Origin of the sequence: Solirubrum puertoriconensis (assembly GCF_001483135.1) — a bacterium.
Classification (GTDB): Bacteria; Bacteroidota; Bacteroidia; order Cytophagales; family Hymenobacteraceae; genus Solirubrum; species Solirubrum puertoriconensis.
Map to the genome: position 1 here is coordinate 1,281,224 of NZ_LNAL01000006.1, position 11,565 is coordinate 1,292,788.

The 11,565-nt window shown below is 56.3% G+C and carries 8 protein-coding genes and 1 rRNA gene; 6 read left to right on the plus strand and 3 right to left on the minus strand.

All coding sequences use genetic code 11. From position 1 onward, the window contains the following. The first annotated feature begins 32 nt into the window (after positions 1-32). The 3 genes from ASU33_RS10330 to ASU33_RS10340 all read left to right on the plus strand — a co-directional run bounded on the left by ASU33_RS10330 (position 33) and on the right by ASU33_RS10340 (position 4,530). Complete coding sequence (locus ASU33_RS10330) at positions 33-1,202, plus strand: zinc-dependent alcohol dehydrogenase (protein ID WP_059070705.1); 1,170 nt, start codon at positions 33-35, stop codon at positions 1,200-1,202. A 296-nt stretch (positions 1,203-1,498) separates the two neighbouring features. Further along, entirely contained in the window at positions 1,499-2,656 is a 1,158-nt protein-coding gene (locus ASU33_RS10335) for an MFS transporter (RefSeq protein ID WP_059070706.1), read from the plus strand. A 161-nt stretch (positions 2,657-2,817) separates the two neighbouring features. Further along, on the plus strand, positions 2,818-4,530 hold the full coding sequence (locus ASU33_RS10340; RefSeq protein ID WP_078063032.1) for a catalase: 1,713 nt from the start codon (positions 2,818-2,820) through the stop codon (positions 4,528-4,530). Between the two features lie 84 nt (positions 4,531-4,614). Here ASU33_RS10340 and ASU33_RS10345 read toward each other — a convergent pair whose 3' ends face one another. The 3 genes from ASU33_RS10345 to pdxH form a co-directional block, all read right to left on the minus strand. Next, positions 4,615-5,199: a Maf family nucleotide pyrophosphatase gene (locus tag ASU33_RS10345; protein ID WP_059070707.1), complete on the minus strand. Its 585-nt coding sequence runs from the start codon at positions 5,197-5,199 to the stop codon at positions 4,615-4,617. Continuing rightward, a complete protein-coding gene (locus ASU33_RS10350) occupies positions 5,174-6,493 on the minus strand; it encodes a DUF1015 domain-containing protein (protein WP_059070708.1) in 1,320 nt (439 codons plus the stop codon). Before ASU33_RS10350 ends, ASU33_RS10345 begins: the two co-directional genes overlap by 26 nt. 99 nt (positions 6,494-6,592) lie before the next feature. Next, positions 6,593-7,243, minus strand: coding sequence for a pyridoxamine 5'-phosphate oxidase (gene pdxH, locus ASU33_RS10355; protein ID WP_059070709.1), 651 nt, complete (start codon positions 7,241-7,243; stop codon positions 6,593-6,595). Between the two features lie 254 nt (positions 7,244-7,497). Here pdxH and ASU33_RS10360 point away from each other — a divergent pair, with 254 nt between their 5' ends. The 3 genes from ASU33_RS10360 to ASU33_RS10375 all read left to right on the plus strand — a co-directional run. Beyond that, entirely contained in the window at positions 7,498-8,064 is a 567-nt protein-coding gene (locus ASU33_RS10360; protein ID WP_059070710.1) for a YqgE/AlgH family protein, read from the plus strand. 63 nt (positions 8,065-8,127) lie between these two features. Continuing rightward, positions 8,128-10,491, plus strand: a complete 2,364-nt coding sequence (locus tag ASU33_RS10365) for a DUF349 domain-containing protein (protein WP_059070711.1) — start codon at positions 8,128-8,130, stop codon at positions 10,489-10,491. A 741-nt stretch (positions 10,492-11,232) separates the two neighbouring features. Beyond that, positions 11,233-11,565, plus strand: a 16S ribosomal RNA gene (locus ASU33_RS10375); the annotation flags it as partial.

Sequence of the window (11,565 nt, forward strand, 5' to 3'; positions counted from 1 at the left end):
GTTGTTTAATCCTTGTAAGCGCATCCGAGGTTATGAAAGCACTGTGTTGGGTAGGCACCAATAAACTAAGCGTCGAACGCATCCCGGACCCCAAAATCCTGAACCCCCACGATGCTATCGTGCGGGTGCGGCTTTCGTCGGTGTGCGGCTCCGATTTGCACTTGCTCGATGGCTACGTGCCCACCATGCAAGAGGGCGACGTAATAGGCCACGAGTTTATGGGCGAGGTAGTGGAGGTAGGGCCTGCCCTCAAGCGCATGAAGCGCGGCGACCGGGTGGTAGTAGGCTCCGTTATCTCGTGCGGTGGCTGCTGGTTTTGCGACCACGGCCATTTCTCGTTGTGCGACAACGGCAACGCCCATGCGGCCATAGCCGAGAAGGCTCTAGGGTACCCAGGAGCCGGCATTTTTGGGTATTCGCAGGCGTTTGGGGGTTATTCTGGTTCGCACGCCGAGTACATCCGGGTGCCTTTTGCCGAAACCGGCTCCTTTATTATTCCCGAGGGCGTGCCCGACGAAAGCGCTGTGTTCTGCTCCGATGCTTTCCCGACGGGCTTTATGGCGGCCGATATGTGCGGCATCGAGCCCGGCGACATCGTGGCCGTGTGGGGCGCCGGCGGCGTAGGCCAAATGGCCATGCACTCGGCTTATCTGCTCGGCGCATCGCGCGTCATTGCCATCGACCGTTTTCCGGAGCGCTTGGCCATGGCACGCAAGTATGCGCGGGCCGAAGTTTTGAACTACGAGGAAGTGGATGTGCTGGAGGCGCTGAAGGAAATGACCGGTGGCCGCGGCCCCGACCGCTGCATCGATGCCGTAGGGATGGAGGCGCACACGCCCGGCATGGAACACTACTACGACCTGGTAAAGCAGCAGCTGAAAATTGAAACCGACCGGCCGGCCGTGCTTCGGCAAGCCATCATGGCCTGCCGCAAGGGTGGTACCCTGAGCATAGTAGGCGTGTACGGCGGCTTCATCGACAAGTTCCCGATGGGTGCGGCCATGAACAAAGGCCTTACGTTCCGGATGGGCCAAATGCACGCTCAGAAATACATTCCGCGGCTGCTCGAGTATGTGCAGGGCGGCTCCGTCGACCCCTCGTACCTCCTGACGCACCGCTGGCCCCTGGAGCGGGGCCCCGAGGGCTATGACATGTTCAAACACAAAACCAACGACTGCATGCGGGTGGTGTTCGAGCCCTAACCGAGATATAAACGGACAACGAACCTAGGGAAGGAGGCCAACCGGCCTCTTTCTTTTTTGTGCGCTTTGCCTAGGTGCCGAAATCGGACTATGCTTGGCTAAGGCCCAGAGTAAATAGGGGTTAATGGTCGTCTTCGGGTCATCATAAAAAAACTTTCACCTGCAAACGTTTGCAACTGGTTCATTACCAAACGCTTTATGCACGTAGCCGTATTTTTGCCCCAACGTTGAATTTGGTGCGCCCGCCTTGCCGCAGTGCAGGCGCCTTTTTGCACGCACTTACGTCGGGTTATTTTATGAGTACAGTAGCTATAGCGGGGCAAGCAACCCCGCGCACGCACCGGCTTGCCGTTGCCGCTTGGTTTTTTTTGCAAGGACTGATTTTTGCCAGCTGGGCTTCGCGCATTCCTACCATACAGCAGCGCATGGGTTTCTCGGATGCCATGCTGGGGTTGATTTTGTTGTCGTTGCCAATAGGCCAGCTGCCTTCATTGCCTTTTTCGGGCTGGCTGATTCATAAGTACGGCAGCCGCCGCACAGGTATTGCCGGAGCAGTGCTCTACAGCATCACGCTCGTGAGCCTAGGTTGGGCCCAAGCGCCCTGGCAGCTTATCAGCTGCCTTGTCGTGTTTGGCTTTGCCAGCAACCTCATGAACATCTCCATCAATACCCAGGCAGTAGGTGTGGAGGCGCTCTACGGCCGTTCCATCATGGCATCGTTTCATGGTATGTGGAGCTTGGCTGGCTTTACCGGGGCTGCTATTGGCACCGCCATGAATGGATTAGGCATAATGCCCGAGTACCACTTTCTACTTATTCTGGCCCTTATCCTGACGGGTGTGGTGCTGACCTATAGCTCCTTGTTGCCACACTCGCCCGAAGACGATGCCGCCGACCAGCCCCTGTTTGTGCTGCCCGACCGTACGCTCCTCGGCTTGGGCGCCATTGCCTTTTGCGCGCTTATCTGCGAAGGCGCCATGTTCGATTGGAGCGGTGTTTACTTTAAAAAAGTAGTGCAGGCCGATAAGGGTTGGGTAGGAGCGGGCTACACTGCCTTTATGTGCACTATGGCCCTAGGTAGGTTTGGCGCCGATTGGCTGACGAGCAAGCTCGGAGCGAAGCGCGTCATTCAGCTGAGTGGTTTGCTCACGGCTTTTGGTCTGCTCACGGCCGTGTTGCTGCCGGCATTGCCCACGGCTTTGCTAGGCTTTATGCTGGTGGGGTTTGGCACCTCGTCGGTGGTGCCGCTAGTGTTTAGCGCGGCTGGCAAAAGCACCGTAATGCCTGCGGGAATGGCATTGGCAGCCGTTTCTACCATTGGCTTTTTGGGTTTTCTGATCGGCCCGCCAGTAATTGGCCTCATCGCGGGTGCCACTAGCTTGCGCATTTCCTTCACCCTGATAGCATTTATGGGGTTGTGCGTGGCGGCAGTAGCTACCCGGGCCAGGGTGTAGCATACAAATGGTTGGGCTTGTGAATATTGACTGGCTTCAGTAGCATAGCCGTTGGTACCGGCAGGGGGCTGTAAGGCGCCTTTCGGAGAATTATTCTCCGAAAGGAAAACCAAAGCACTGCTTGTTGGTATACCACTATACAATCCACAACCAGTTCGCCTATGACTCCCAATTCCCAAAATCCTCAGGACCCGGGCCACAACGGCCATAATGGTCAGTACTCTGGCAACGGACACAACCCTATCGACGGGACGGGTACTGCGGTTACTGGCACGGGCACCTCGCAGGATCAGCGAACCGCCGCCGGTGAAGATGCGCAAACCCTTACCACGCGTCAGGGCCACCCGCTTTCCAACAACCAAAATATCCGGACCCTAGGTAACCGCGGGCCGGCCACGCTGGAGAACTACGCCTTCATCGAAAAAATCAGCCACTTCGACCGGGAGCGGATTCCGGAACGCGTGGTACACGCCCGTGGTGCTGGGGCCCACGGCGTATTTGAAGCTTACGGCAAAGTAGGCGACGAACCGATTGAGAAATACACCCGCGCCAAGCTGTTCAACACGCCCGGCAAGCAAACGCCGGTGTTCGTGCGCTTCTCCACGGTAGGCCACGGCGGCCACTCGCCCGAAACCCTGCGCGACCCGCGCGGCTTTGCCGTGAAGTTTTACACCGAGGACGGCAATTGGGACCTTGTAGGCAACAACCTGAAGGTGTTCTTCATCCGCGATGCGATGAAATTCCCCGACCTCATTCACTCCCAGAAGCCCGACCCCGTGACCAACCGCCAAAGCGGCGAGCGGATCTTTGACTTTATCTGCAACACGCCGGAGGCCATGCACATGGTTTCGTTCCTTTTCTCGCCTTGGGGTATTCCGGCCAACTACCGCCAAATGCAGGGTTCGGGCGTGAATACCTACAAATGGGTGAATGCCAAAGGCGAAGCCGTACTGGTGAAATACCACTGGGAGCCGTTACAAGGCATTAAAAACCTAACAGCTGCCGAAGCCGAGGCCATTCAGGCCAAAAACTTCAACCACGCCACCCAAGACCTTTACGAAGCCATTGAGCGCGGCGACTACCCGCAGTGGGAGTTGCTGGTGCAGATCATGTCGGATGACGAGCATCCTGAGCTCGACTTCGACCCGCTCGACGACACCAAGCTTTGGCCGCAAGACCAGTTTCCGTGGCTGCCGGTGGGCAAGATGACGCTCAACCGCAACCCCGAGAACTACTTTGCCGAGGTGGAGCAGTCGGCCTTTGGTACCGGCGTGCTGGTTGATGGCCTCGATTTCTCTGACGACAAAATGCTGCAGGGGCGTACGTTTTCTTACTCCGATACCCAGCGCTACCGCGTGGGTACCAACTACCTGCAACTGCCCATCAACGCGCCCAAAAAGCACGTGGCCACCAACCAGCGCGACGGCCAAATGGCCTACCACGTGGATACCGCGCCGGGCCAGAACAACCACATCAACTACGAGCCCAGCAGCCTGAACGGCCTGAAGGAAGCGCCGCGCAGCGCCCCCGACCACATGCCGCAGTACACCGGCCGCGTGATGAAGCAAACCATCGACCGGCAAAACAACTTCAAGCAAGCCGGCGAGCGGTATCGCCTCCACGAAGACTGGGAACGCGACGACCTCATCAACAACATGGTGGGTGCGTTAGCTGATGCCAACAAGGTCATCCAAGACAAGATGATCGAGCTCTGCACCAACTGCGACCCAGATTGGGGTAACCGCTTGGCCGATGGCCTGAAAACAGCGGCTAAGAACAAGCAAAACAAGGGCGGCAACCAGTATAACGAAGTCCAGCAAAAGCAAGCCGTTGCCGAAGCCGAAGCCCAAGCCCACGAGGCTAGGCCGTACTAGCACTGAGAATTCTTTCGAACAGCAAAAAGGCCCGGATTGGCATCCGGGCCTTTTTGCTGTTTGGCAAAGCCGAACGAAGTAGGCTTAGGTAGCTGCCACGCCGAAACCTAGCTTCTCCAGTTCCTTATACACGCGGTGTACCGGCAAGCCCATAACAGTAAAGTATGAGCCTTCGAGTCGGGTAACAGCTACAAGGCCAATCCAGTCTTGGGCGCCATACGCTCCGGCCTTGTCGAAGGGCTTGTGTTTCTCAACGTAAAAGCGAATCTCGGCTTCGGTAAGCGAGCGAAAGTGCACGCGGGTTTGGTCCGAAAACACTACTTTCTGGCCTTCGCCCGTGAGCAGACAGACGCCAGTATACACGTCGTGCGCACGGCCCTGCAACTGCGTCAGCATACGCACGGCGTCATCCGCATCGGTGGGCTTATTGAGCACGTGCTCATCGAGGCACACAATGGTGTCGGCGGTGAGCAGCACGTCGCCGGGCTGCAGATCGTCGCGGTAGGCACTAGCCTTATGCGCGGCTAGGTACTCGGCTACTTCGGCGCGCTGCAGGTGCTCGGGGTACGTTTCGTCTACTTCCTTCAGGCGCACCTCGTAGGTGAGACCCAAGTCGGCGAGCAGTTGCTTACGGCGGGGAGAATTAGACGCAAGGAGTAAACGGGGCATAGGGCACAGGTTCGTCGTCGCGGATGCTGGTGAAGAGCAGTCCGCCAAGCGTTTTTGGGTAGAAGAAAGTTGATTTGGGCGGCATCACCGCGCCGGTGTGGCATACATGCTCTACCTCATCCATCGTCACCTCATTGGTAATGAGGGCGGCGCGGGCTTCGCCGGAATCAACGCGCTTCAAGCATTCGGCAAAGTTGCGCACGTACACCACGCCTGGCCACTGCCGTTGGGCATCGGGGCCAACAATACCTAGGGCGCGCTCCAGCACAAAGTAGTGCATCACGGTTAGGTCGAGCGCCTTTACCTCGGGCGTGGTATCCCAGTCTAATAAGGCGTGCGCATCGGGCCGCAAGCGTAGTTTGTAAGGCTGGCCATCGAGGTACAAGCCAAATGCCCACTGCTTCCCCGCTATGATTTCGGGCAGCACAAAAGCTTCCTCCTGCGGAGTTACTACAAAGTACAGACCTAGGCGCTCTAAGAACTCTTTTGTATCTAGCTCATTGGGCAACTCAAGCAACAAGCGGTGCGTGGGCAGAATGCGGAGGTCGTCGGAAGCGGCGTTGGTTAAGTACATCAGGTGATAATGCCACGGCTCGTGCCCGTTGTGGGTGGGGTCGGCAGCCATGCGGGCTTGTCGGTACGACAACGAGCCTTCGTAGCGATGGTGCCCATCGGCCAATATCACCTGCTTATCGCTGAGGAGTTCCTGAAATCGTCGGATGATTTGCGCATCCTGAATCACGGCCAGCACGTCGCGCGCGCCTTGGTAGTCTTCTTCCGTCTGGCACAGCGGGTCGAGCATTGCCTCGTCGAGGTAGCGTTCGAGTTCGTGCGCATCGTCGCGGTAGAGGCCGTGGGTAGCACTGGTCTGAAACTGGGTGCGGGCCAGCAGCTCGGCGCGGTCGTTCACCGCGGCGGGCAAGGTGTTTTCGTGCCGCAGCACCATATTTTCCGTCCAATCATAGGCCCGGATGTGGCACATAAAGCCCTTGCGGCAGTACTCGCGCGTGCTACCTGGTAGCCGGAAATATTGGTAGTACGCATAAATGCCCGGCAGCACGTCTTGCTGCAGTACACCCGTTTGCTGCCATTCTATTAGGCGATTTAATGCATCGCCGGCAGGGTCATCACCCTGCCGCGGCACCGAAAGATGAATGCTGTTGAGCGGATTGTGATAAAGCACCTCGCGCTGCTTCTGCGACACCACATCGAACAACGGCGATACGTAATCATCGATGCGCTGGCTCAGCTGGGGGTTGTAGCGCCAAGCGCGTACGGGTTGTATTTCGGCCATTGGGCTAAGAAATCGTCAACAACTAAAAATGAGCTAGCTGCCTGCTCCTGTTGCTTCATCAGCAAACCCTAGGTGCGTTTGCAGCTCATCTTTAATTACTCAGGGGGCAAGGCGGGTGCGCTGCCACCCGTCGGGAGTACGCTCGTACAGCAACCGGTCGTGCAGGCGCGAGGGGCGGCCCTGCCAAAACTCAATCCGCTGTGGCCGCAGGATGTAGCCCCCCCAGTGCGGGGGCCGGGGCAAAGGGTCTTGCTCGGCAAAGCGCTGCGTAATCTCAAGCTCGCGCTGTTCCAGCTCTTCGCGGCTGCCAATTGGATGGCTCTGCGGCGAAGCCCACGCCCCAATTTGGCTGCCTCTGGGGCGGCTCTGGAAATACTGTGTCGACATCGATTCTGGCGCTTTCTCCACAGTTCCCTCTATGCGTACTTGCCGTTCGAGGCCCGACCAAAAAAACGTCATGGCTGCTTTGGGGCTAGCTGCGAGTTCTTGGCCTTTGCGGCTTTCGTAGTTCGTGTAGAACAAAAAGCCTGCGTCATCGGGCAAGCCCTTCAGCAGCACTACCCGCGCCGAAGGTTGTCCATCTGCACTCACAGTGCTTACAGTCAGGGCCGTAGGCTCATCAACTTGTGATTCTAATGCTTCGTCGAGCCAACGACGAAACTGCTTAATGGCGTCGGGGTCGGCAGCTGATTCGCTGAGGTCGCGCTGTGCGTACGTCTTGCGTAAGTCGGCGAGGTATTGATCTTGCATACAACGGCAAAATTGAGCCTCGCAAAAGTAGCCGCATTTTTATCCTAACCTAGGTCAGAACATCACCTAGGTTGATAGCGAGATGTCTATGGCAGTGCATGCGGCCAGTGCACACCGCTATTTTGGAACCTGTAACAGCCTTGCCAACGTAAGCTTTCAAAGGAGTTTATTATCCTGCATTCATGATGGCTAATCTGGGTATCACCCCTAGGTCTGCCGGTTTTCCTATCTCATCTTTAATCATACACCCCGCCATGCCCAGCCTCACTAGCGGCAGCCTGCTGATTTCGCAGCCCTTTCTGGGCGATCCAAACTTCGAGCGGTCGGTGGTGTTGCTCTGTCGGCACAACGAAGAGGACGGCTCATTTGGCTTGATGCTGAACCGCCCCACCACCGTTACCCTGGGTGATGCCATGAGCCTGCCCGAAGGCGATACTCATCCTGCCGCCAGGTTGGTGCTCCACGTAGGCGGCCCCGTGCAGCCCGATACGCTGCATTATTTACACCGCCGTGCCGACATCCCCGGTGCCGAACCTATAGATGAAGAAGTTTACTGGGGTGGCGATTTCGAAGTGCTTCTGGGCCTGATAGCTTCGGGCGAACTGACCGATAATGACCTCCGGCTTTACGTAGGTTATTCGGGGTGGACGGCTGGACAGCTTGCCGATGAAGTGCAGGAAAATACTTGGATAGTACACCCAAATGCTGCTGGGAAAGTATTTACTTTGACTACTGATGCCTTCTGGCAGGCTATCTTGCGCGAAAAAGGGGGGCGCTACCGCGTCCTATCGAACTACCCAGTCGATCCGCGCCTGAATTAATTGACCGCCGCCTGCCCGGCTTGTTCGCTCTGCGGTCAGCCGGGCTGTTTTGTTGAGAGAACCATGCTACCCGAAAACGAAAATACTGCCCCCAACCGCCCCGATCAGGATTCAGAAACGCCCATGAGCATTCTGGAACGTCGGCTGGCCGAAATCGCACAGGCACGTCAGCATACCGATGAGCCTGATGCCAACGCCTCAACTGAAAACCAAACTGCTGCTTCCGATCAGCCCTTGGCGCCACAGCCAGCAGAAGTAAATATGGCCGTGCCATCGGCCGCCGATGTGCCGCCTGCTTTGGCGCAATCAGTCCCCGCTGCGCTGACCAATACCGAAGCAACTGCGTCTGAGCAATTGGGTGCTACATCAAGCAGCCAGCAACAAACAGCACCTACTGCTTCTGAGCAGAGGGCTGAAGCCCATTACGGCAACCAAGGCCCCGGCGCAGTAGCGGCAGCGGCCGAGGCTGGCACCTCGTTTTCCCCTGTGGCTTCTGGCCCCTCTGAAAATGACGCCACCGGCAACAACGCACCCATTGCAGTTCAGGAACCCGAACAACATATTTCCAGCGCAGCCGAGTTGGAGTCAGTTGCAGCACCTATTGGCTCATTGCCAACCTCTAACAACGAATCGGCTACCGAAGCCGCCAAAAATTTAGCTGCCGATGAAACCGAGGAGGACTATGTGCCTGAAACACCTGCCCCTGATTTTAGCAAGCTAGATGTAATTGCCCAAGGCAGCTATTTGCTAGGCATGTTGCAGCGCCCCGATGCTCGTCAGAACCGCCGGCAAATCCTTGATTTGCATCGTCAGTATGAGCAAGCCATAACTGCCGAACGCAATTCAGCCCGACAACGCTTCACCGAAGCTGGCAACGAAGCAGAAAGTTTTGTCTTTACTGCTCCCGAGGCACATGCCGAGGTAAGCCGCGCAATGCAAGATTACCGCGAAGCACGCGTGCGCGATGCTAAGCAAGAAGATGAACAACGTGCGCAGAACCTTGTGCGCAAACAAGAGCTACTAGGTCAGTTGCGGCAGTTGGTCGAGTCCGCCGAAACGAAAGACAGTTCTGCCCGCATCAAAGCCCTCCAAGCCGAGTGGAAGTCCATCGGTCCGGTGCCACAGCAACAAGCCCAGGAGTTGTGGAACAGCTACCACGCGCTTCTTGATATTTACTACAACAACCGCGGCCTCTTCTTCGAGATGAAGGAGCTTGACCGCCGTCGCAATCTTGAAGCGAAGGAGGCACTCATTCATCGTGCCGAAACCTTGTCTCAGCAGCCTAGCATCAATAAGGCGCTTACTGAACTGCGCCAATTGCACGAGGAGTGGAAAACAGTTGGGCCTGTGCCTAACGAAATGCGTGAGCCGCTTTGGCAGCGTTTTCTTCAAGCCTCCGAGAAGGTACACGAGCGTAAGCGTAGCTTCCTTGATGCGCGTTCAGCTCAAGAAAATGCCAACTTACTACGTAAGCAGGAGCTGTTAGCTCAAATTGTTCCGTTTGGCGAGTTCCGGACCGAACGAGTTAATGAGTGGCGTGCCAAGACCGATGAGCTGCAAGCTTTGAAAGAACAGTGGGATGCTGCCGGCTTGGTGCCCCGCAATCAGGCTGAAACCATGAATAAGCAGTTTTGGACTGCTTATAAAGGTTTCTTCCAGCACAAAAATCAGTTCTTTAAAGCTCTTGATGAAGAAAAGGCGCGCAACCTAAAAGCTAAGGTCGCCCTATGCGAACAAGCCGAAGCCGCCCTCGAAAATCCGAACTGGGAGGAAGCACGCGAAACCGTTATCCGGGTTCAGAAAGAGTGGAAGGGCATCGGCCGCGTGCCGGAGAAACAATCCGACAAAATCTGGCACCGCTTCCGTACGGCCTGTGATGCTTTCTTCGAACGCAAGCACCAAGAGACGCGCCAGCGCGAACAGCATGCTCAGCACCTATCGCAAGAACAAGCCGCTCGTCTCGATCGTCTGGCCTCGCATGTCGCAACGCTATCAGTCGACAACCCCGGAACGCCCGAAGGTTTGCAGGCCGTAGTGGAAGAATGGAGCCATGGAGATGTTCAAGGGAATTCAAGAAGGGGAGGATCTGCTCAGGCTGAGGAAAGATTTTTGGATCTAATGGGTAAATACATCGATACCATCCCTGGCCTTACATATACTGAGCGCGAAGACCAACTCTTTCAGTTGCAGGTGCAACGCATGAAATCTAACCCGGATGCGCAGCAGCTATTATATCGAAAGGAGCAAAGCCTTCGTCGTGAGATCAACGAACTCGAAAATGACGTGGCTACGCTACAAACCAACCTCGATTTCTTCGCTCGTTCTAAGAATGCTGGTCAATTGCGCGAAGAGTACCAAGGCCGTATCGACGAAACCAAGCAGCGCATCGAGCGTCTGAAACGCCAATTGAGAGTAGTTCGGAGCTAGTCACTCCGCGCTTCATTATATAGGTAAGAAGCCCGATCCAAAATCACGGTCGGGCTTCTTCTTTATGCATCATGACTTTTGATTCTTATAGGCAACGAAAATCGATGGATGTTGAACTAAGTACATCCTCCTGATGTCTTTTGACTACTCTGAATTTTTGAAGGCAAGCAACTAGCTCAGCATCATACTTTTTACATCTACTTGCTTCAATTAGCCATAGGCTTTACAGAATGCAAGTCGGTTTAAAAAGTACAGTGGCGCTTGCTTAAATCAGCAAGGCCTACTACTTTTGCCCTCCCTTCAGACGGAAGGCGGCGCTCAGACGCGATTCGCGGCTGGTTTTGATCACCGGGCGCCGAAAAAAAAGTTGAGCTGAGGGCTTGCGGGCGGCGGGAAGTTGCCTACCTTTGCAGCCCGCTTCAACCGGAGGCGGCCGGCAGCGAAAGGGTCGAAAAAAAATCTTCGGCTGGCTTGCCAAGCGAAAAAAACCGCGTACCTTTGCCRCCCCGAACGGAAACGCCGCTCGGCAAGCAAAAAAAGCACCACGGCTGCCGCGGGCAGTTGCGACGCCGAGACGACAGGTTTCGGCGCACGTTCTTTGAAAGACTGGAAAGACAAAAAGGTAAGTGCGTTCTGCTTTCGAGCGGAACGCGGGCAAGCGTAAAAAGCACAGCTCGTTATAGACGAGTCGGATCAGCACTCGACACGGGCGYTGCYTCGGCAGCGCCGGCAAGTTTTTTTACAATGGAGAGTTTGATCCTGGCTCAGGATGAACGCTAGCGGCAGGCCTAATACATGCAAGTCGAACGGGCGCAGCAATGCGTCAGTGGCGCACGGGTGCGTAACGCGTAGGCAATCTGCCTACACCTGGGGGATAGCCCGCCGAAAGGTGGATTAATACCGCATGACACCGCGGGCCGGCATCGGCTGGCGGTTAAAGAATTTCGGGTGTAGATGAGCCTGCGTGCCATTAGCTAGTTGGCGGGGTAAGGGCCCACCAAGGCGACGATGGCTAGGGGAGCTGAGAGGCCGATCCCCCACACTGGCACTGAGATACGGGCCAGACTCCTACGG

Excerpts from the sequence above, each read along its gene's own strand:
- ASU33_RS10330 (WP_059070705.1), top strand. The coding sequence starts at position 33 with ATGAAAGCACTGTGTTGGGTAGGCACCAATAAACTAAGCGTCGAACGC.
- ASU33_RS10335 (WP_059070706.1), top strand. The coding sequence starts at position 1,499 with ATGAGTACAGTAGCTATAGCGGGGCAAGCAACCCCGCGCACGCACCGG.
- ASU33_RS10340 (WP_078063032.1), top strand. The coding sequence starts at position 2,818 with ATGACTCCCAATTCCCAAAATCCTCAGGACCCGGGCCACAACGGCCAT.
- ASU33_RS10345 (WP_059070707.1), bottom strand. The coding sequence starts at position 5,199 with ATGCCCCGTTTACTCCTTGCGTCTAATTCTCCCCGCCGTAAGCAACTG.
- ASU33_RS10350 (WP_059070708.1), bottom strand. The coding sequence starts at position 6,493 with ATGGCCGAAATACAACCCGTACGCGCTTGGCGCTACAACCCCCAGCTG.
- pdxH (WP_059070709.1), bottom strand. The coding sequence starts at position 7,243 with ATGCAAGATCAATACCTCGCCGACTTACGCAAGACGTACGCACAGCGC.
- ASU33_RS10360 (WP_059070710.1), top strand. The coding sequence starts at position 7,498 with ATGCCCAGCCTCACTAGCGGCAGCCTGCTGATTTCGCAGCCCTTTCTG.
- ASU33_RS10365 (WP_059070711.1), top strand. The coding sequence starts at position 8,128 with ATGCTACCCGAAAACGAAAATACTGCCCCCAACCGCCCCGATCAGGAT.